Here is a 20,450-nt window from a genome sequence, read left to right as displayed (position 1 = left end):
GGCGCCGAATGGTTACGGAGGACCAGAATCTTCAGTCCCGCCTGCGTTCTCGAGGGGTTGGCCGTCTGACCGAAGGTTCCAGACGCTTCAGCACGCCTCGTCTTTCCCCGCCCTTCCGAAGCGCCGGCCGACGGAGGAAGCAGCTATTTTTTAGCAAGTTCCGGAGGCTAAGTAAATAACACTCGCGTTTGTTGGCTCAAGCGTGCTTGCAAATTCATCTCAGCTGGACTAGGGCGCGGTGCTTGTCGCTGTGCGGTGGCGTAGCGCAGCAGTGGCGTAACGCACTGGCGTCGCGCGGGGGCGTAGCGCGGCAGTGGCGTAACGCACTAGCGACGTGCGGGGGCGTAGCGCGGCAGTGGCGTAACGCACTAGCGACGTGCGGTGGCGTAGCGCGGCAGTGGCGTAGCGCAGCGGCGTCGCGCGGTGGCGCAGCGCTGTAGTGTCGTAACGCAGCAGTGTCGTGCGGCGGCGGGGCGCTGCAGTGTCATAGCGCAGCGGCGTCGCGCGGTGGCATAGCGCGGCAGTGGCGTAACGCACTGGCGTCGCGCGGTGGCGTAGCGCGGCAGCGGCGTAAACGCAGTGGTGCCGTGCGGTGGCGTAGCGCGGCAGTGTCGTAGCGCAGCGGCGGCGTGCGGTGGCGTAGCGCTGTAGTGTCGTGCGACGGCGTGGCGCTGCAGTGTCGTAACGCAGGAGCGTCGGGCGATGGCGGGGTGCAGCAGCGGCGGTGTATTGAGCTTGGGGGCCGCGCCCAGCTTGGTGCGCGGCGCCTCGTTTGGTGCCGCGCCTAGCTTGGTGCGGCACCCGATTGGGGCCTCGGCGCGCGGGGCGTGGGCCCTCATCGCGGCGAGTCTTTTGCGATTACAGTTCCTTCTTATTCGCTTCCCTCACGGTGTCCTTCGTATCCGTCGCGCCTTTGCCGTCTTTGCCGTCTTTTGCGTCTTTGCCGTCCGTGGTGTCTTTTCCGAGTTTCGTGTCGACCAAGGCCAAGGGGTGCAGCTTCCACCAGTTCAAGGCACGGCGCATGCGCCACTCGGCCTTGGGGTCGGGGCCGCAACGGCCGCGCGTGTAGCCCGAGAGGCGCTGCACTTGCGGGAGGCTTTTGCACGCCGCAAAGGAGTCGTGCATTCGGTGCAGGCTGGCTCGAACACATCGCCGCCGATCCTCGATGAGATCTTTGCCGGTCCATTGCTCGACGGTGCGGCCGAAGACTTGCACTTGTAGAATGCACCAACTGCGCCCGTTGTCGCCGCGGATGGTGCCCAGATCCACCTCCCGCCGAAAACCCGATTCGTACGATGCTACCGCAGCCAACAACAACGCGGTTTGCGCCCGCGCCCGCACCCCTCCCCCGTCATCCTCGAAGAGCGGTTGTTCATTGGAATCGAGAGCCACCTCCGCGACGTCGTGCGCAATGCTGGTGTAGCGTTCGGTAGCCGCCTGTTCCCCCTCGCGATGCTGGCCGGGGGGATTCCACGTGGTCATGGCCGTCATGAGCCAAGCTGCTAAGGCATCGATAGTCATAGTGGCGTCTTTTAATAGAAAGACCCCACCCCAGAGAAAGACGGGCTATTCGCTCAGTTCGATACGTTCACGGCTGCACATCGGCCCACTGAACCCTATCGGTCGGCAGCAACCTTACAGCTATTTCATAATGATTTCTTACACTTGAGCCGTATGCCCAAGTTAGCTCCGGCGCTTTGGTGTCGATGTATGGTTATGTGTGTGATCATGCTTCCAAACTGCATCGAGCACAAGCTCGAGCCCGCCTTGCTTGACCCCTTTGGTCGCTAGAGCTCGGTCCGCGATATCCTGGAGCTCGTCAGCCTGGCCGAACATGATGATCACCTCCAGACAGGTATGCGCGTCCAGGTGCACGTGCAGTGTGGATCGCACGCGATCCCCGAGGGCATGCTGCATTTCCGTCAAGCGTTCGCTCAAGTCGCGCACGTGGTGGTCGTAGACCAGGGTGAGCGTACCGAGCGCGGGCGATTTGCTTCGCGCCTGCGATCGCGTGACCTCCGCGCGCACCAAATCCCGCAAAACCTCGGACCGGGTGACGCCGCGGGCTTCGACCAGGGCATCGAGCTCGCCGAGGAGCGCGCCCTCCATCGCCACGCCAAAGCGGACAAGCTCAGTCTTGTGGGTTTTTCCCGCACTCATGGACTACCCTTATACGCGTGAAGTTCGTCGACAGCTGTGAAGTCAAAGTGGTGGCCGGGCGCGGGGGGAACGGGTGTGTGGCATTTCGCCGGGAAAAGTACATCCCTTTTGGGGGTCCCGCGGGGGGTGACGGCGGCAAAGGGGGTGACATCGTCTTCGTGACGGACCCCGGCCTGTCGACCTTGCTCGACCTCCTCTACGCGAGGACCTTGAAGGCCCAGGATGGCCAGAACGGTATGGGATCGGACTGCTATGGCCGGGGCGGCGAGGATCTCATCTGCCGTGTGCCGGTCGGCACCGAGGTGTTCGACAAGAGCACCGGCGAGCGCCTCTTCGATCTGGACAGGCCGAACGAGCGAACCGTGGTGGTGCGCGGCGGGCGTGGCGGGCGTGGAAACATCCACTTCGCCAGCTCGCAGGATCGCGCACCGCGGCGCGCGGAGCCGGGGGGCGAGGGCGAGGAGCGGGAGCTGCGGCTCGAGCTCAAGGTGCTGGCCGACGTGGGCCTGCTCGGCTTCCCCAATGTGGGAAAGTCCACCTTCATCCGCGCGTGCTCGCGCGCGCGGCCCAAGGTGTCCGATTACCCCTTTACGACCTTGACCCCCCACCTGGGCGTCGTGTCCGTGGGCGAGGAGGCGAGCTTCGTCATCGCCGACATCCCGGGGCTCATTCCCGGCGCCGCCCAAGGCGCGGGGCTCGGGATTCGCTTCTTGAAGCACGTCGAGCGCACGCGCGCCTTGCTGCACCTCATTTCGGTCGAGCCGGGCGAGGGCCGCGACCCCATCTCCGACTACGAGGCGCTCCTCCACGAGCTGCGCCAGTTCGATCCGGTGCTGGCCGAGCGGCCGGCGGTGGTGGCCATGAGCAAAATGGATCTGCCCCATGTGCGCGAGGCGTTTCCGGAGATCCGCGAGCACTTTCGCAAGAAGAACCTCGAGCTTTACCCGGTGTCGGCCGCCACGGGCGAAGGGGTGCGCGACATCGTGATCGCCCTCCACAAGCTGCAGACCAAGGCGGACGAGCCCGCAGAGTCATGAGCGGCTCCGAGCGGACGTGAGCGGCAAGACCGAGGAGGCGACGCCGCGGAGGCTGCGGAGCGCGCGCGCCCAAGGGGACAGCGGGGCGAGCACCCACGCCGCGCAGTCCCTCGCATTCCTCGCCGCGGTGCTGATGATCCCGGCCGCCGCCCACGCGCTGAAGGATTGGTCGGCCGGCGCCATCCGCGACGCCATCGCGCGCGCCTCGGACGCGCAGGCCCTCGACGTCGATGCGTGGACGTTGGCGCGGCCGGTGCTGCTCTTTTCGGTGCCGGTGCTCGTGGCTGCCGGCATCACGGCCGTCGCGGCCACGGTGGTGCAAACGGGCGGCGTGCTCACGATGCGACGCATCGCCGCCGATCTGCGGCGGCTGCACCCGTTCGATGGCGCCCGGCAGCTGCTCGCGGGCGAGCACCTCTTCGCGGCGGCGCGCGCCTTTTTCTCGGCCGCGGTCATCGCGTATTTGACGTACCTCGGGCTGCGCGCGCACGCCGGCGACATGGCCGTGCTCGCGGAGCGACCCGAGGCCATCGGGGCCGCGGGCGCCGCCATCGCGCTTCGTCTCGCGCGCAACGCGGCGATCGTGGGGCTCGCGCTGGGCGCGCTGGACCTCGGGATCCGTCGCCGGGGCTGGCTCCGGCGCCTTCGCATGTCGAAGGAAGACGTGGCGCGCGAGCGCAAAGAGAGCGAGGGCGATCCGGAGTGGAAGGCCGCGCGCGCGCGCGCCCACCTCGAGCGCATGGCGCAGATCACGCGCGCCGGGGTGCGCGAGGCCACCGTGGTCGTCACCGGCCCGCAGCTGGCGTGCGCGCTGCGCTACCGCCAGGGCGATCGGGCGCCGATCCTGCTGGGCCGCGACGAGGGCGGCCGCGCCGAGGACGTGGTTCGAACGGCCCGCGAGCACGCGATCGCGGTCGTGGAGGACGCGCGCTTGGCGATTTTGCTCTCGGGCCTGCCCGTGGGCGAAGCGATCCCCGAGGCGCTCTACGAGGCGGCGGCCGATGTCATCGTGCGCGCTCGGACGGAGACCCCGACGAGCCCGGCGAATCCAGCGAATCCGACGAATCCAGCGAACCCGACGAATCCAGCGCGTCCAACGAGACGGCGGTGACCCGCGAGGGGCGGAGGCGCGCGTAGCTCTCCTCCAGCCGCCGCTCCCAGAAGCGCGCCTGCTGCTGGCGCGCGATGGCGAGGCCGCGCTCGAAGCACGCCTCGGCGCGCGAGGCGTCGGCGCCCTTCGCGAACAGGGCCTCGCCGCGCAACCGGTAAAGCTCCGCCTCGAAGAAGCGCTCGCCCTTGCTCTCGACGATGGCCATGGCCTCGTCCATCGTGCGCAAGGCCTCGTCGAGCGATCCTTGCTGAAGCCGGGCCCGCGCCAGCACCGCCAGGCACATGCTCATCCCGCTCTCGTCGCCCGCCTTGCGCCGGCCGCTCACGCCCTCTTCGAGCTCGCGGATGCCATGGCGATCGCCTTTGCCCAACCGCGACCAGCCGCGCACGAACTGCGCCATGGCGAAGGGGCCCTCGAAGCCGTCCTCCCCGCAGAGGAGCGCCATGTCGTCCGCGAGGCGCCGCGCCACGTCGAACGCTTCGCACTGGTTGTACCATGCACTCAAATGGATGAGCGCCTGCACGCAGTTGGCGGGGTACCCCTCGCGCTCGGCCCGATCGACCACGTTGCGCGCGGCCTCCCGCGCGCGCTCCGTGTCGCCGAGCTGCAGGAGCGACCAGGCGAGGCATAGGCCGCTCACCGAGCCGGGGTCCACCCCTTCGGAGACCTGCGCATGATTTTGGCGTCCGCGCGCTTCATAAAGGAGCCGCGCGGCGAGCGCGTGATCGCGCGCGGCGGGAAAGTTCCCCCCCAAGGTGGAGCTGACGGCGAGCGCGACCTGCGCCACGAGCATCATGGCCGGATCGATGGAGCCGTCCGATTGCGCGGCGAACCTTCGCGCGAAGTCGGCGGGCACCGTGAGCTCGCCCGCGTAAATGAGCGCGCCGCGGAGCGCGATCTGGAGCGCGAGCTCGCGCTGATCGCGCGCGGGGGTCTCGGGCAGCATCCGCAGCTGGGCGATCGCGCGGCCGAAGTGGGTGGCGGCGTCGGGGTTGGCCGCACGCTGGAGCGCGCGCTGCGCGGCCGTCTCGAAGTGGAGCACGGCCTGATCGTGGCACTCCGCCTCGGCGAAGTGCGCGGCCAAGAGCTCCGGGTGCCGCTCGACCACGTCGCGAAAATGGGTGGCCAGCACCTCGGCCGCGCGCCGGTGGAGGCGCACGCGCTTGCTCTTCACCAGCGATTGGTACGCGGCCTCCCGCACCAAGGCGTGGCGGAAGGTGTACCTCGCGGCCGCGCCAGGGCCCTCTTGGCGGAGGATCCCCGCCTCCAGCAGCTGCGTCAGACCGACGCGGAGGGACTCGACGGGCAGCTCCGAGGTGCGGTGAACGAGATCGTACGCGGCGTCGCGACCCAGCACGGCCACCAGCTGCGCCACGTCGCGGCCGTCTTGCGGCAGCGCATCGAGGCGGGCGCGGAGGAGGCCCTCGAGGGTGGCGGGGATGGCGCTCGACACGAAGGCGTCGAGCGCCACGGCGCCCGACGGCTGCTCCGCATCCGGGATCGCGTCGGCGACCCAGTGCGTGAGCTCCTCGATGAACAGCGGCACGCCGTCCGTCCGCTGCACCAGCTGATCCACGATGGGCCGCGGCAGCTCGCGCCCGTGGCTCGCGGCGGCGGCCAGCGCGACGAAGGAGGTGCTCTCCTCCGGCGAGAGCCTGCCGATCATGAGGGTCTGCACCTGCCACGGCACCTGGAAATCCGGCCGCGCGGTGACGATCACCAGCAAGTTCGCGCTCGCGACCTTGGCCCGCAAGAGATCCAAGAACTCGACGGTCGAGCCATCGCTCCAGTGCGCGTCCTCCACGATCACGATCGAGGGGCACCGCTCGGCCATGCGCGCGAAGATGGCCACCAGCGCGTCGAGCATGCGCCTCCGGAGAAAGTCCGGGCTGAGCGAGGCCTGGGGCGAGCCCTCGCCGGTGGGGATCCCGCAGAACGCCGCGAGGAGCGGGGCGTGCTCGCGGAGCGCGGGATCGAGGGCCGCCAGCGCCGCCGTCAGGACGCCGATGCGCTCGGCCTCCGGGATGTCGCCGCGGAGGCCGAGCTTGCGCGTGAGGCCCTCGACGATGGGGGAGAGCGCGCTGTTCTGGAAGTGCGGCCAGCACTGGCAGCGCACGACCGTGTGGCGATCGTTCGCGATGCGTTCGAGCTTCTGCTCGAGCAGCCGCGACTTGCCGATGCCGGCCTCGCCGGTGAGCAGAACGAACCGGCCGCCGCCCCGCCGCGCGCCCTCCCAGAGGGCGTGCAGGATGTCGAGCTCGCGATGGCGACCGACGAACGGGGTGAGCGAGCCGGCCGCGCGCGGGTCGAAGCGCGAGGGCGCCTCCCGCGATCGAAGCACGCGGTAGAGCCGGAGCGGGCGCGTGGTGCCCTCCGGGGTGGCCTCGCCCAGCGGCTCGAGATCGAAGAGGCCCCGCGCCAGCATCTGCGTGACCCGCCCGACCAGGATCTCGCCCGGCTGCGCGCGCTGCTCGAGCCACTGCGCCACGTGGAGCGCGTCGCCGTGGAGCATGAGCGGCGCGGTGGCGATCTCCGTTTGGCTGACCAGCGAGTGGCTGGTGCCGATCCCGATCCGCACCGCGCACGGCCGCCCGCCCTCGTGCGTGTGCCGCGGGATGGAGTCGACGATGAGCGAGGCGGCGCGCAGGGCGCGCTGGGCGCTGTCCTCGTGGGCGATGGGGTAGCCAAAGCACGCGACGATGCGGGGGCCGAGCGACGAGACCAAGGTCCCCTCCAGCTGGCGGATGGTGGTCGCGCAGATCTCGAAGGCAAAGGCGAACGACTCGCCGAACTCGTCGAGCCCCGCCTCGCCGGGGAGCTCCGAGGGATCGTGGAACGAGCACGATAAGACGGTGGTCTGGCGGCGCTCGGGCCTGGGCTTCGGCTGCGCGCTGGCGAACCTTCGGGCGCGCATGGCTTGGGTGAGCGAGAGCTCGAGGGACACCAGGGCGTCGAGCAGCTCGTCGGCGGTGCCAAAGCGCTCGGCGGCGCGCTTGGTCATGGCGCGCTGGGTGATCCGATCGGCCTCCTCCGGCAGATCGGGCCGCTCTTTTTGCAGCGAGGGCGGCGGATCGGGCGACACGATGATGTTGCGCAGCGCCTCCAGGTTCGCGCCGCGGAAGGGTTGTTTGCCGGCGAGCAGCTCGAACAGCATGACGCCCAACGACCAAATGTCCGTGCGCCCGTCCTGCTCTTCTCCCCTCCACTGCTCCGGCGACATGTACCGCGGGGTCCCCGAGACGCTATCATCGCCCCCGTTGGGCGCCCGCTCGGTCATGGTGGCCACCCCGAAGTCGAGGATCTTCACCGTGCCGTCCTTGGTGATGAACACGTTGCTCGGCTTCAGATCGCGGTGCACGATGCCCGCGCGATGGGCCTGCGAGAGCCCCTTCGCCACCGCGATGGAGATGCGAACGGCGCGCCGGACGTCGACCCTCCCCTCCTGGCGGACGAGCGTATCGAGCGGGCTGCCCTCCAAGTACTCCATGACCAAGAACGGCATCCCGCGGTCGGTGCCCATATCGAACAGGCGCACGATGTTCTCGTGATTGAGCCGCGCGCAGGCCTGCGCTTCGAGCCGAATGCGATGGAGGGACTTCTCCGTGTTCAGGGCGCCGTTGGTGAGGAACTTGATGGCGACCCTGCGGTCGAGCACCGTATCGCGCGCGAGGAACACGTCCGACATGCCGCCGCCGCCCAGCCGATCGAGCAGCTCGAAGCGCGCACCATCGATACCGCCAAACCGCTGCCCCGGCGCGGGCGCTCCTGCGCCGGAAGCCTCGGCGGAGGGAAGCGTCGTGTCGGATCCGTTCCCTCCGCTCCGCACGTCGAGCGTGTCGCCGGACGCCGTGGCGGCGCCGTCGCCGTGCCGGATGGATTCGCTCTCGGCCGTGACCCCCTCAGCAGCCTGCAACGACGTCGAAGGAGACGGACGCGGGCTCGGGCCTACGTCGGACCAAGCCCCTCGGTTCTCCGTTTTCATGAAGCTTCTCCGGCAATGCGTACCCCACGCGCATCGTCCGATGTCAACGTTACACGTGCAATTCTACGGAGGCATCAGCGACGTCGACCGCGCGCGCAATTGGTACCCTCGGTGTCGTTTCAACATTCCGCGGTCGCGCCTCGCCATGCACCACATGGGTTTCATCGGCGGATGCGCTGCAAAAAACCTCATCCACATTTTTGCCGTGGCTCGCCGATGGGGAGCACCTCACCGGTGACGCGGAGCGCTTCACCCGAAGGTCGGATGCGGGCATAGCTCTCTTCGAGCCGCTGCTCCCATGTGCGCGCCTTTTGCTCGCGCGCCACGGTGAGCCCGCGCTCGAAGCACTCCGCCACCCGCGACATATCGGCGCCTTGCGCGAACAGAACTTCGCCGCGCAAGCGGTGAAGCTCGGGCTCGAAGAAGCGTTCGCCCCGGTGCTCGACGAGATCCATGGCCTCGTCGAGCGCGCGAATGGCTTCGTCGAGCGCCCCTTCGTGCCAGCGCGCCCACGCGAGCACCGCGCAGCACAGAGTCAGGCACCCCTCGCCGCCGAACTTGCGGCGATCGACCATGCCCTCTTCGATCTCCGCCACGCCGCCGCCATCGCCCTTGGCCACGCGCGCCCAGCCGCGCACGATCTTGGTCATGGCCCGCGGCCCCTCGAAGCCATCGCGCGCGCAGAGGGGCGCCATTTGGTCGACCAGACGCCGCCCCTCGTCGAAGTCGCCCCGATGGTTGTACCAGGCGGCGAGGCGCGCGAGCGCGACCACTTGGCTCGGTGGGTGCCCATGGCGCTGCGACCGCCGGAGCATCGCGCGCGCGTGCTCGAGGGCGCGCTCCGACTCGCCGAGGAGCCCGAAGGCCCAGACGAGGCCCAGGGAGCTGACGGCCACCGGATCGAGGCCCTCGAAGGTGGGCGCGGGATCCTCGCGTTCGCCGGCGTGGCAGAGGGCGAGCGCCGAGAGCCCTTGCTCGCAGGACGTGGTCAGGTTTCCGGCCATCAGCGAGCTGGCCGCGAAGGCCACGTGCGCGAGCAGCTTCTTGGCCGGATCGATGGAGCCGTTGGCGTGCGTGGCGAAGCGCTGCGTGAAGTCCGCCGGAACACCGGTGAGGTTGCCCGCGAAGACGTGCGCCGCGCGGATCGGGATGAGCAGCTCCAGCTCGCGATCGTCGCGCCATGTGCTCTTGGGCAGCATGCGCAGCTCGGCGAGCGCGCGCTCGAAGTGCGCCACCGCGTCGGCGTTCATGGCCCGCTGCAGCGCGCGCTGGCCGGCCATTTCGAAGTAGCCGACGGCCCGCTCGTGGCACCCCGCCTCCATGAAGTGCCCGGCCAAGAGCTCGGCGTGCTGCTCCACGAAGTCGCGGAAGCGCTCGAGCAGCACCTCGGCGGCGCGCCGGTGCAGGTGCTGGCGCTTGGTCTTGACCAGCGACTGGTACGCCGCTTCTTTCACCAAGGCATGGCCAAAGGTGTAGCGCACCTCCGAGCCGTCGCCCTGCTGGCGAAGGATGCCGGCCTCCAGGAGCTGCCGGAGCCCCACGCGAAGCGCCTCCTCGTCGAGCTCCGAGGTGGCTCGGACGAGCTCGAAGGGCACGTCGCGCCCCAGCACGGCGATGAGGTGCGCCACGTCCCGGCCGTCTTGGGGCAGCGCATCGAGGCGCGCGCGCAAGAGGCCCTCGAGGGTCGCGGGGATCGCGTGCGACACGAAGGCGTCGAGGGCCATCGAGCCATGGCCCGGCTCCATCGCGCCCAGCGCCTCGACCACCCAATGCGTGAGCTCCTCGACGAAGAGCGGCACGCCGTCCGCGCGCTGCACGAGCCGCTCGACGACGGGCCGGGGCAAATGCCGCCCCTCGCTCGAGAGCGCCACGGACGCGATGAGCCACGCGGTCTCGTCGGCCGAGAGCCGGGTGAGCTCGAGCCGCGGCACCTGCCACGGCGCGTGAAGCTCGGTGCGGGCGGTCACGATCACCAGCATCCGCGCCGTCGCCGCCTTGGTGCACAAAACGTTCAGGAGCTCGAGGGTCGCGCCATCGCTCCAGTGCGCGTCCTCCACGATCACGATGGTGGGCCTCCCGCTGGCCAAGCCGGAGAAGATCGCCAAGAGCGCGTCGAGCAGCCGGCGCCGGAACGCGTCCGGGCCGAGCGACGGAGGCGGCTCGCCGTCCTCGTTTCGAAGGCCGCAGAAGGCGCAAAGGAGCGGGGCGTGCTCCCGAAGCGCGGGATCGATCTCCGTGAGCGCCTGCTCGAGGAGGGCCAGGTGGTCGCCCTCGGGGTCGAGCGCGCGGAGCCCGAGCTGGCGCGCGAGCCCCTCGATGATGGGTTGGAGGGCGCTGTTCTGAAAATGGGGCCAGCACTGGCAGCGCACCACGATGGGGAGATCGTCCGTGCTCCGCGCCTCCTCGTCGGCATCCGCCGCCGCCACCGACTGAAGAAAGCGCTCGAGCAGCCGCGATTTGCCGATCCCGGCCTCGCCTGCGATCTGCACGCATCGGCCGTGGCCGTCCTTGGCATCGTTCCAGAGCCCTCGCAGCACCTCGAGCTCGCGCGCGCGACCGACGAAGGGCGTGAGCGCGCCGCCCGCCGCGACGGGGTCGAAGCGCGAGGCGACGTCCTTGGGCCGGAGCACGCGGAAGAGGGCCATGGGGCTCTGGGCGCCCTCCGGCGTGGCTTCGCCCAGCGGCTCGAGATCGAACTGTCCGCGCACCAAGGTTTGGGTGGCGCGGCCGATGAGGATGGCGTTCTCCCCCGCGCGCTGCTCGAGCCAGTGCGCCACGTGCAGCGCGTCGCCCTGGAGCATGAAGGGCGCGCTCGCAATGTCGGAGTGGGTGACGAGGGCGTGGCTGGTGGCGATCCCGATGCGCACGGTCCCCGCGCCGCCGCGCCGCGCGCGCCGCTGAAAGGCCGCGACGATGCGCAGGGCGGCGCGAACGGCGCGCGGGGCGCTGTCCTCGTGGGCGACCGGATAGCCGAAACACGCCACGATGCGCGGGCCCAAGGACGACACCAAGGTGCCCTCGAGCTCGCGGATGGTGGTGGCGCAGATCTCGAAGCCGTCGGCGAAGGACTCGCCCAGCTCGTCGAGCCCCGTCTCGCCCGGGAGCTCGAGCGAATCGTGGAACGAGCACGAGAGCACCGTCGTCTGGCGGCGCTCGGGCCGGGGCGACACGGTCGAGCGACGCGGGGCGCGGGCCGCCGGTGCGAGCGAGAGCTCGAGCGCCACCAAGGCGTCGAGCAGCTCGTCGGCCGTGCCAAAGCGTTCGCTCGGCTCCTTCGCGAGGGCGCGCTGCACGACCCGCTCCGCTTCCTCCGGCAGATCGGGGCGCTCCTGGGTGAGCGAGGGCGCGGGCTCGGTGGAGACGATGAGCCGGCGCAGCTCCTCCAAGGCCGCACCATGGAACGGCCGCTCTCCCGTGAGCAGCTCGAACAGCATGATCCCCGCGGACCAGATGTCCGTGCGGCAATCCTGCGCCTCCCCTTTCCACTGCTCGGGCGACATGTACTGGGGTGTCCCGGAGAGGCCGCCGTCCAGGGCCGCGGGCTGCTCGGTCATCCGCGCCACCCCGAAGTCGAGGATCTTCACCGCGCCGCCCTTGGTGATGAACACGTTGCTCGGCTTGAGATCGCGGTGCACGATGCCCGCGCGGTGCGCTTGGGAGAGGCCCTTGGCGACATCGATCAGGATGCGAACCGCGCCGTGCGTGTCCATCCGGCCATCGCGGCGCACGAGCGCGTCCAGCGAGGCGCCCTCCAGGTGCTCCATGACGAGAAAGGGCAGGCCCCGATCGGTGCCCATGTCGAAGAGCCGCACGATGTTCTCGTGATTGAGCCGGGCGCACGCCTGCGCTTCTTGCTGGATGCGACGAAGCGCGGGCTCGGTGCCGAGCGCGCCATCGGTCAAAAACTTGATGGCCACGTTGCGGTCGAGCACCGTGTCGCGCGCGAGGAACACGTCCGACATGCCGCCGCCGCCCAGCCGCTCGAGGAGCTCGAACCGCTCGCGGTCGATGCCGCCGAACCGCTGACCTGGCGCTGGGGCCGCGAGCCCCGATTCCGCCGCCGAGGGGAGCGTGGAATCCGCGCGCCAACCTTCGCCCGGCGCGGCGCTCTTGCCCGTGGACGAGGACGACAGCGCGGAGGAAGCATCACCGCGGCGGATCGACAGTGTATCGGTCGCAGGGCTGCCGAGCGCCTCGACGCGAGCGTGCCGCCGCCTCGGACGCACGCCTCGCCGACCCACCCGGTTGTCCGTTTTCATCGTGGCGCCTCCCCAAGATGGGCAACTTACACGCGCTTCATTCTACGGCAACGTCGCCCGGATGGACGGCACAGGCGTGATTTGCAGCCCGCACCCCGGACGATTGGCGCGATCCGGCCCTTAACTATTAACTAATTTAGCTATTTTCGATTCGACTAGGCGCGCGATGCGCGTACGGCGTCGCGAAAGACGGCGGCATCCTCTGCACGGTTCACCCGCGCGAACAGCTTCGCCAAAAACGCCAGGCATGCCTGTGTCGCATCGTCATCGCCGCCCTCGCGCGCGCGGGCCAGCGCATCGAGGCCCTCGAGCAAGGCGTCGTCGTAGCGACCTGCGAACGACAAGCCCACGCCGAGCGCGAGCGCCGCTTGGCAGCGCGCCGACGAGGGGCCGCCATCCACGTCGCGGCGCGCTTGCTTCAATGCGCGCAGCGCATCGCCCACCTTGCCGCGCGAAAGGCGCGCCATGGCGTGCATGCGGTTCGCCAGCGAATCGCGCTCGCCCGTGGCCTTGAGCCCTGCGCTCCAGCGCTCCAGCGCTTGCGCGTCGCCGCTCAGGAGCGCCTCGCGCGCGAGCTGTGTCAGCCGCGCCGCCAACGACTCCGCGTCCGCCGGGTCAATCTCGCTGGCCTCGCTGGCCTCGTTGGCCTCGTCCAGCACGGACGCTTTGCGCGGACGCGGTACGGGAACGACCGCGGGCGGAGCCGGGAGCACGGCGCGCATGCTGCGCGACGGCGGCACTTGCCCGCCCCTTCCGCGCTTCCAGGGATGGTCGACGTCGAGCGGAACGCCGATCACCTCCACGCCGCCGTCGGAATCGACCCGGGGCGCCAAGGTGTTGAGCAGCCCCTCGAGCGCGGCCTTCACGCTGGCGTGCAGGAGCACCTCTCCGCCGCGGGCCATGCGCGCGAGGCCCAAGGCCACGACCAGCGGCTCACCCCACGCGAGATCGGCGCGCTGCGCGGTGGTGGCGAGCGGCTCCATCTCTCCTTGCGCGATGCCGCATGCCCAGGGCTCGTCCCCGGACGGTGTGTCCTCGTCGGCGGTGATGGCGAGGTGGATCGCCTCCTCGATGGCGTCGGAATCCCACGCGAACGCCAGGCTCAATGCGGACCACGAGACGAGGGTGGCGCCCAAGGCCTCGGCGCGCTGCATGAGCTCTCGGGCGCGCACCAGGTACCCGCGGGCCCCTGCGGCCGACATCCGACAACAGATGACGATCTTTTCGGTCATCAAACCCGAATGCGCTTCTTCAGCGCGGCCAGCTCGTCGTCGATGTCGGACGCGCCCGCGCTGCTCTCCTTGGCGCCCGATCCACCGGTGCCGCGCTCAAGATCGCGAAAGCGGGCCTCGAGATCGCGCGCCTTCTCGCCGCCGCCGAGGGCCTCTTCCACCTCGGCCATCGCGCTGTTCTGCGCCTCGCGGCCTTCGATCTTCTCCTCCATGCGCCGGAAGTTCTCGAAGGCGTTCGAGCCGCCTCGTGCGCCGAGGCCCTCGGTGCCCGAGCGCGCCTGCTCCGCGCGGGCCGCGATGGTCGACTTCTTCATCTTGATCTCTTCGAGCTTTTGCTCCATGCGCTCGAACTCGGCCTTCAAGTCGAGCGCATGATTGCGCTGCTCGACCCGAGCCTTCTCCACGTTGTCCGCCTCGGTGGTGACGCGCTTCTTCTGCTTCAACGCTTCGCGTGCGAGGGCTTCATCGCCGGTCTTGAGGGCGAGCTCGGCGCGGCGCTCCCACTTTTCGGCCTCGGCCACCAAATCGTCGCGCTTCTTTTTCAGCTGCTTCTCATTGGCAACCGCCGAGATGACCTCTTTCTGCCCGCGTTTGAGCTGCTCGGCCATTTCCTCGACCGTGAGATCGAGGAGCTTGCGGTCATCCTCCGCTTTGTCGAGCAAACTGTTCACGTTGCTCGAGATGACCTTTCCCATCCGGTCGAAGATTCCCATGAGCTCACCTTATGTCGCCGTCGCGCCTCCGCAACCACCCGCTACCGCCGCTCGAAAATTACGACGGATTCCATGTTCACCACGATAATATTAGCACTCGGTCCCTGAGACGGAGGTTTTCATGGCCACGTGCAAAGTATGTGAGGACGAGGTCGACCAGCTCGTAAGCGTCAAGGTCGGGGGCAAAACCAAGAAAATGTGCGAAGACTGCGCGGATCGCGCGCGCGAGGCCGAGGAAGTCGCCGAGCAGAGCGAAGCGGTCGTGCAAAATATGATGGGCTTCAAAGGGCGAAGGTAGGGCCCGCGGCGAGGTAGCCGCACGACCGGCCGCCGGGCGCGAACCGCGAGGTCCGCTGCCGGGCGAACCGCGAGATCCGCCGCCGGGCGAACCGCGCGTGCAAAATATGATGGGCTTCAAAGGGCGAAGGTAGGGCCCGCGGCGAGGTAGCCGCACGACCGGCCGCCGGGCGCGCACCGCGAGATCCGCTGCCGGGCGAACCGCGAGGCTCGCCGCCGGGCGCGCGGGTATCGCGCTCAGATCCGGTGCGCGTAGACGAACAGGTGATGCTCGGGCACCGCCTCGGGATCGTTGGGCGTGAAGCTCGAGGTGGCTCGAAAGAGCACGTCCATGCCCGCGTCGGTGATTTCGCGCAGGAACTCCTCGGTGTCGTAGCTGGAGCAGATGACCGGCTGGCCCATGAAGATGGCGGGCGCGTTCTCGTCGTTTCCGGGCACCGTGGCGAACACGAAGGAGCCGCCGGGCCGCAGCCAACGGGTGATGCGCCGCAGCGACGCGCGGATCTCGTTCCGGCTCATTTGCATCAGGGGGAAGAAGGCGCATATGGCGTCCCAGCTTCGCTCCGCGCTCTCGAACTCCCGCAGATCCGCCTGCTGAAACGTGGCGCCCGGGACCTGCCGCCGGGCGATGGCGATCATCGCGGGGGATACGTCGATGCCGGTGACGTGAAAGCCAGCGCCGGCCAAGGTGGACGCCGTGGGCACCCCGGTGCCGCAGCCCAAATCGAGCACGCGCGCCCCCGGCGCGAGCCGGCCGCGGAGCCATTCGAGCGCCGCGTGCTGCGCGGGCAGGCCGCGAAACGCCTCTTCGTAGCGCTCGCCCAGGGCATCGAAGGTGTCTGCCGCGGATTTGGCTTGGCCATCGTCGTGGGTCACGACGGATCTTTTAGCTCAAAACGGCCGCGCGCGGGCGGGTCTCGCCATCGCGCGCGCTCGGCCCGACCTTCGCATCGAGCCGGCGCGCGCAGGACGCGAGCAACGCGAGCCGCTACTTGTTCATGATGTGAATCGCGTGGCCGAGGCCGTGCTGCGCGGCCTCCATCATGCCCTCGCCCAGGGTCGGGTGCGGGTGGATCGTGAGGCCGATGTCCTCGAGGAAGGCGTGCATCTCGAGCGCGAGCGCGCCCTCGCTGATCAAGTTGCTCGCCTCGGGGCCGACGATGTGGACGCCGAGGAGCTCGTGCGTCTTCTTGTCGGCGACGACCTTGATGAAGCCGTCGGTCTCCATGACGGCCATGGCGCGGCCCAGCGCCGAGAACGGGAACTTGCCGATGCGCACGTCGATGCCGCGCTCCTTGGCCTGCGCCTCGCTGAGGCCCGCGGTGGCGATCTCCGGATCGGTGAAGATGACGCCCGGGATCGAGACCCAGTCCTTGGCGGCTTTGTGGCCGGCGATGATCTCGGCCACGACCTCGCCCTCCTTGGTCGCCTTGTGCGCCAGCATCGGCTGCCCGGCCACGTCGCCCACCGAGTAGATGGAGGGGACGTTGGTGCGGCCCGAGAGATCGGACGGGACGAAGCCGCGATCGATCTTCACCCCCAGCTCCTCGAGGCCGAAGCCCGCGCTGTTGGGCCTCATGCCCACGGCCACCAGCACCGTGTCGCAGACGATGGTGTCGTGCTTGCCTTCGCCCAGATCGACCTTGACGGCCAAGGAGCCGTCTTTGTTGCGCTCGTAGCCGAGGGCCTTGGCGTTCTTGAAGATCTTGGCGCCGTGCTTGACGAGCTTGCGCTCCACCACCGCGGTGAGATCGGGATCGGTGCCCGGGAGCAGGGTCGGGGTGGCCTCGACCACCGTGAGCTCCGAGCCGAACTTTTGATAGACGGTGCCGAGCTCCAGGCCGATGACACCGCCGCCGATGACGAGCAGGCGCTTGGGGATCTCGCGCAAGCTCACGCCTTCCTTGGCGCCGATGATCTGCTTGCCGTCGAACTTGAAGCCCGGGATCTCGATGGTCGTCGCGCCGGTGGCCACCACGATGGCGCGCGTCTCGATGGTCTCTTTTTGCCCTTCGCGCGTGGTGACTTCGACCGTGTTCGGGCCTGTGATGCGCGCGGTGCCGGTGATGAGCTCGGCGTTGTTGGTCTTGAGCAGCGAGCGAACGCCGCCGGTGAGCTTCTTGACGATGCCGCCCTTCCAGTCCTGCAGCTTGTTGACGTCGACGCGAACGTTCTCGACCACGAGGCCCATGGCGCTGGCGCCCTGCGTCTTTTCGTAGGTATGGCTCGCGGAGATCAGCGCTTTCGACGGGATGCATCCCCAGTTGAGGCACACGCCGCCCACCTCGTCCTTCTCGACGATGATGACCTTCTGTTTGAGCTGTCCCAAGCGGATCGCGCACGGGTAACCGCCCGTTCCAGCGCCAATCACGACTGCATCCACCGTCCTCGTCGCCATCGAAGTTTCTCCTTCTTTCTGCTCTTTTCTACTCTTTCAGCTCTTTCAGCTGCTCGTTCCTGCTTTTCCGTCCTTCTTACACGCTTACGGGGCGAACTAGGAGGTCCCGCATGCCCAGAGCCCCACGAAGTCCCTAGGTGGACTCGCGCTGCTCGACCAGGTTCCACGGGGGGACGGCATACACATCCTCGAACAAAGTCGCGCGCGCGGGCGCGGGCATGGCCTCGACGTCGCGCACCGCTTCACCGATCTCATGAGTAAATTCCGCGTCGAGCTGCTCGTCGATGCGCGCGTCGACCACGCCCAAGTGCACCAAGTGGCGGCGCAGTCGGTCGAGCGGATCCTTCTTCTTCCACGCTTCGACCTCCGCGTCCGAGCGGTAGCGCGTGGGATCGTCGCTCGTGGAGTGCGCGCCGATGCGGTAGGTGAGCGCTTCGATGAAGGTGGGCCCCTCCCCTGCCCGCGCGCGCTCCGAGGCTTCGCGCACGACCGTGTAGACCGCAAGCAAATCGTTGCCGTCGATGCGCACGGCGGGGATGCCGTACGCGCGGCCCTTGATGGCGATGGTGCGCGAGGCGGTCTGGCGCTCGGTGGGGACGCTGATCGACCAGTGGTTGTTCTGGCACACGAGAACGGCAGGGACGCGGTAGCGCGCGGCGAAGGTCATGGCCGCGTGGAAGTCGGCCTCGCTGGTGGCGCCGTCGCCCATGAAGCCGACCGCGATGTGCGGCGCCTTCTTCATTTTCATGGCCCACGCCGCGCCGACCGCCTGCGGGATCTGGGTGCCGATGTTGGAGGACCAGCTCACCTGGTTCACGCTTCGCCCCGAGTGGTGGCTGGGCATCTGCCGCCCTTTGAGCACGTCGCCCGCGTTGCCGAAGACCTGGGCCACGAACGCGATCAGCGGAAAGCCGCGCACCAGCATGACGCTCTGCTCGCGCAGCGCGGGAAAGACCCAGTCCGTCTTCTCGAGCGCGAGCCCCGTCGCGATGGGCACCGCCTCTTGACCGGTGCACGCGCCATAAAAGCCGACCCGCCCTTGGCGCTGCAGCACGATCATGCGCGCGTCGATGGCGCGAAGGCGGCGCATCTCCCGGTAGGCGCGAAAGAGCACCTGGGCGTCGATGGGGGTCCTCGTGCCGTAGTCCGCCGCGTCGTCGTCGCGAAGGACGCGCACGAGCCCCACGTCGGGCTCGGCCCCCGCGCTCGGCTCCGTCGTGGTGCTCGCGATGCCCGTGGCGTTTTGCGCGCTCTCCGACATGGGCGCGGACTTTACTGCGCCCCCCGCTCGAAGTCCTAGCGATCTGCGCGGGCGCTACCGGCAGAAGCCGAGATAGCCTGGAAAGCCGTTGACCGTTCCGGTGCAGGCGGTCCCCGCGGGGCAGCCGCCGTAGCCCGGCTCGTCGCGGACCGCCGAGGGGTCGAAGGGCGGCGTGCCCGCGCCCTGGCGGTAGCAGAACATGCGGCAGGTGGCCGATCCGGCCGCGCCCAGGCACCCGAGGCCGTCGCTGCACTCGTTGGCGACCGTGCAAGGCTGGCCGATGCCGCGCCCGGGCGGGGGCTCGATGGGGCCGCAGCGGTAGCTCGTGCGATCCTTCTGGAGCAAGCAGGTGCTGCCGGACGGACAAGGTTGAATGCGGAACGGTTTGCACACGGGTTGGTACGAGCACACGTGGAAAACCGGTGTGCTTGCGGCGCCGCCCGCGTTGGCGAACACTTGCAGATCGCAGCTACCGGGGAAGCCCTCCGGCTCGCTGCTGCCGCACCGCGAATCATCGCCCGGGCAGCAATGCGGCGTGCAGCGGCCGGTGGGCGCGGTGCCGGCGCCGCCCGAGCACGGAGGGCCGATGCACTCCAGGCCGGGGCTGCACGTGTTGGCCTGGCCAGGGCAGCACCCCGCGCCCGCGCGCCGGGTGCCCGTGCCCGATGGGACGCACGCGGTGGTCAGCCCCGCGTCGCCGGCGATCACGATGCACTCGCTCCCGCGTGCACAATCCTGCAGCACCAGATCGCACGCGGGGCCTTGAACGGCGCTGCAGCGGGCGCGGGGGCCTTGCGCGTCATCCGAGCCCGCGTCATGGGCGTCGAGGCTCGCGTCGGCGCCGGGCGCGGGGTTGCCGTCGCTGGAGCTGGAACAGGCGTAGAGGCCCGAGCCGGCGATCGAGACGGACGCCAGCACCCCGAAAAGCGGGCGCGCGACGCGTACGGAGCCCGCGAGGCGCGCGAAGCGCGACCGATGCAACGAGCGCGATGGGGCGAGCTTGGGGTGCATGGTGAATCATCCTCCGTCGGGGGATCGCTTGCCACAGAACATGTCGACCAACGCAAACTCGCTCGCCTCGATGCACGCAAGGGCTCGAGGGCCGCCGTCGCCCGAGCGAAATGTCGCGTCGCACCCGTTGGCTTTCTCGCGGTAGTCCTGGCAGCCGCCCTGGGCGACGCGGTCGACACAGGAGACGAACTCCCGATCGCCGCTGCTCGCCGAGAGGGGGCAGTTGGTCGTGCACCCCTCGACCTCGCACTGGGTGAGCGCATGGTAGGTCGACGCACACTCGGCGTGGGGGGAGCCGGCCGTGGTGTTCCAGATGCACGCCGGGCGATTGGGCACGAAGTGACCGGAGCGCGTGACGAGCAGCGCCGCTTGGACCTTGTCCGGATCGCTCTCGAAGATGCACGCGACGCACTTGGCGTGCTCGCGGTTCTTGCGAAACTCCGTGCACGCGGCCGAGTACTTGGCGAGGTGATCGTCCGGGCCTTCGCACGCCACCTTGAAGGCCTCGAGCTGCGAGGTCGAGCAGGCGCCCGGGCGCCATTCTTGGAACTTCACCCACCTCGGCTGGAAGTCCTCCACGCTCGCGGGCGCGCAGGCGCTTGCACCGCCATCGGCGGGGCCCGCGCTTCCATCCCTGCGGCCGCCGTCGGGGATCGGAGGCGCCGTCAAATCCGCGTACATCGGGGACTCGGTGCACGCTGTCCCAAGGCCAAACGCGCCACCGGCTGCAACGCCCACGAGCGCGAGCACGACCGCGCGGGCGGCGACCCGCGTCGAGCTCCGACGGCGATCCGAGAAGGGAAAGCGAAGCACAGCGCGGCTTAGTCTAATAAATTCGCGCCAACATGCACACCGTATGCACACCGTCGACCTGGTGCGGCAAGCGGAGGTTGCAATGTTATGCATTGCGTCGCCGCTCCCCTCGCCCGCCGCGACGGCTCAATGGTCGCCTCGGCGGCCACCGATTGGCTCGCGCTCCACCGCAGCGG

General features: G+C 69.2%; 14 protein-coding genes. 3 read left to right on the top strand and 11 right to left on the bottom strand.

Annotated features, from left to right (window positions below; translation table 11 throughout):
• Positions 1-858 precede the first annotated feature (858 nt).
• Positions 859-1,521 carry a hypothetical protein gene (locus LZC94_16690; protein ID WXB18863.1) on the bottom strand — a complete coding sequence of 221 codons (663 nt, stop codon included), beginning with the start codon at positions 1,519-1,521 and terminating at the stop codon, positions 859-861.
• A gap of 162 nt (positions 1,522-1,683) precedes the next feature.
• Positions 1,684-2,160 carry a nickel-responsive transcriptional regulator NikR gene (gene nikR, locus LZC94_16685; GenBank protein WXB18862.1) on the bottom strand — a complete coding sequence of 159 codons (477 nt, stop codon included), beginning with the start codon at positions 2,158-2,160 and terminating at the stop codon, positions 1,684-1,686.
• A gap of 17 nt (positions 2,161-2,177) precedes the next feature.
• Between nikR and obgE the strand changes: the two genes are divergently transcribed.
• Together obgE and LZC94_16675 are read left to right on the top strand one after the other, a co-directional pair.
• Positions 2,178-3,197: a GTPase ObgE gene (gene obgE, locus LZC94_16680; protein ID WXB18861.1), complete on the top strand. Its 1,020-nt coding sequence runs from the start codon at positions 2,178-2,180 to the stop codon at positions 3,195-3,197.
• Positions 3,198-3,213: 16 nt separating this feature from the next.
• The gene (locus LZC94_16675; protein ID WXB18860.1) at positions 3,214-4,308 is read left to right on the top strand and encodes an EscU/YscU/HrcU family type III secretion system export apparatus switch protein; all 1,095 of its coding nucleotides are present in this window, start codon (positions 3,214-3,216) and stop codon (positions 4,306-4,308) included.
• Here LZC94_16675 and LZC94_16670 read toward each other — a convergent pair.
• From LZC94_16670 to LZC94_16655, 4 genes are all read right to left on the bottom strand, one after another.
• Positions 4,202-8,290: a protein kinase gene (locus LZC94_16670; protein WXB18859.1), complete on the bottom strand. Its 4,089-nt coding sequence runs from the start codon at positions 8,288-8,290 to the stop codon at positions 4,202-4,204. The two genes, LZC94_16675 and LZC94_16670, sit on opposite strands and share 107 nt — an antisense overlap.
• Before the next feature lie 188 nt (positions 8,291-8,478).
• On the bottom strand, positions 8,479-12,549 hold the full coding sequence (locus LZC94_16665) for a protein kinase (GenBank protein ID WXB18858.1): 4,071 nt from the start codon (positions 12,547-12,549) through the stop codon (positions 8,479-8,481).
• Positions 12,550-12,704: 155 nt separating this feature from the next.
• Positions 12,705-13,781, bottom strand: a complete 1,077-nt coding sequence (locus LZC94_16660) for a hypothetical protein (protein WXB18857.1) — start codon at positions 13,779-13,781, stop codon at positions 12,705-12,707.
• Positions 13,781-14,494 (bottom strand): PspA/IM30 family protein, encoded by a 714-nt coding sequence (locus LZC94_16655; protein ID WXB18856.1) that lies wholly within the window; start codon positions 14,492-14,494, stop codon positions 13,781-13,783. Before LZC94_16655 ends, LZC94_16660 begins: the two co-directional genes overlap by 1 nt.
• Before the next feature lie 121 nt (positions 14,495-14,615).
• On the opposite strand from LZC94_16655, the gene LZC94_16650 reads away from it, so the two are divergent.
• A complete protein-coding gene (locus LZC94_16650) occupies positions 14,616-14,792 on the top strand; it encodes a hypothetical protein (protein ID WXB18855.1) in 177 nt (58 codons plus the stop codon).
• A gap of 236 nt (positions 14,793-15,028) precedes the next feature.
• Here the strand turns inward: LZC94_16650 and LZC94_16645 are convergent, their stop codons facing one another.
• From LZC94_16645 to LZC94_16625, 5 genes are all read right to left on the bottom strand, one after another.
• Positions 15,029-15,667: a class I SAM-dependent methyltransferase gene (locus tag LZC94_16645; protein ID WXB18854.1), complete on the bottom strand. Its 639-nt coding sequence runs from the start codon at positions 15,665-15,667 to the stop codon at positions 15,029-15,031.
• Between the two features lie 112 nt (positions 15,668-15,779).
• The gene (gene lpdA, locus LZC94_16640; GenBank protein ID WXB18853.1) at positions 15,780-17,189 is read right to left on the bottom strand and encodes a dihydrolipoyl dehydrogenase; all 1,410 of its coding nucleotides are present in this window, start codon (positions 17,187-17,189) and stop codon (positions 15,780-15,782) included.
• A gap of 133 nt (positions 17,190-17,322) precedes the next feature.
• On the bottom strand, positions 17,323-18,450 hold the full coding sequence (locus LZC94_16635) for a thiamine pyrophosphate-dependent enzyme (protein ID WXB18852.1): 1,128 nt from the start codon (positions 18,448-18,450) through the stop codon (positions 17,323-17,325).
• Between the two features lie 54 nt (positions 18,451-18,504).
• The gene (locus tag LZC94_16630) at positions 18,505-19,461 is read right to left on the bottom strand and encodes a hypothetical protein (protein WXB18851.1); all 957 of its coding nucleotides are present in this window, start codon (positions 19,459-19,461) and stop codon (positions 18,505-18,507) included.
• Positions 19,462-19,467: 6 nt separating this feature from the next.
• The gene (locus LZC94_16625; GenBank protein ID WXB18850.1) at positions 19,468-20,274 is read right to left on the bottom strand and encodes a hypothetical protein; all 807 of its coding nucleotides are present in this window, start codon (positions 20,272-20,274) and stop codon (positions 19,468-19,470) included.
• Positions 20,275-20,450: the final 176 nt, after the last annotated feature.

The organism is Sorangiineae bacterium MSr11954, assembly GCA_037157815.1.
GTDB classification, from domain to species: domain Bacteria; phylum Myxococcota_A; class Polyangia; order Polyangiales; family Polyangiaceae; genus Pendulispora; species Pendulispora albinea.
The sequence above is the reverse complement of the archived record's forward strand: the minus strand, read 5'-3'. Positions and strand labels throughout refer to the sequence as shown.

Excerpts from the sequence above, each read along its gene's own strand:
- LZC94_16690 (WXB18863.1), bottom strand. The coding sequence starts at position 1,521 with ATGACTATCGATGCCTTAGCAGCTTGGCTCATGACGGCCATGACCACG.
- nikR (WXB18862.1), bottom strand. The coding sequence starts at position 2,160 with ATGAGTGCGGGAAAAACCCACAAGACTGAGCTTGTCCGCTTTGGCGTG.
- LZC94_16670 (WXB18859.1), bottom strand. The coding sequence starts at position 8,290 with ATGAAAACGGAGAACCGAGGGGCTTGGTCCGACGTAGGCCCGAGCCCG.
- LZC94_16665 (WXB18858.1), bottom strand. The coding sequence starts at position 12,549 with ATGAAAACGGACAACCGGGTGGGTCGGCGAGGCGTGCGTCCGAGGCGG.
- LZC94_16660 (WXB18857.1), bottom strand. The coding sequence starts at position 13,781 with ATGACCGAAAAGATCGTCATCTGTTGTCGGATGTCGGCCGCAGGGGCC.
- LZC94_16655 (WXB18856.1), bottom strand. The coding sequence starts at position 14,494 with ATGGGAATCTTCGACCGGATGGGAAAGGTCATCTCGAGCAACGTGAAC.
- LZC94_16650 (WXB18855.1), top strand. The coding sequence starts at position 14,616 with ATGGCCACGTGCAAAGTATGTGAGGACGAGGTCGACCAGCTCGTAAGC.
- lpdA (WXB18853.1), bottom strand. The coding sequence starts at position 17,189 with ATGGCGACGAGGACGGTGGATGCAGTCGTGATTGGCGCTGGAACGGGC.
- LZC94_16635 (WXB18852.1), bottom strand. The coding sequence starts at position 18,450 with ATGTCGGAGAGCGCGCAAAACGCCACGGGCATCGCGAGCACCACGACG.
- LZC94_16630 (WXB18851.1), bottom strand. The coding sequence starts at position 19,461 with ATGCACCCCAAGCTCGCCCCATCGCGCTCGTTGCATCGGTCGCGCTTC.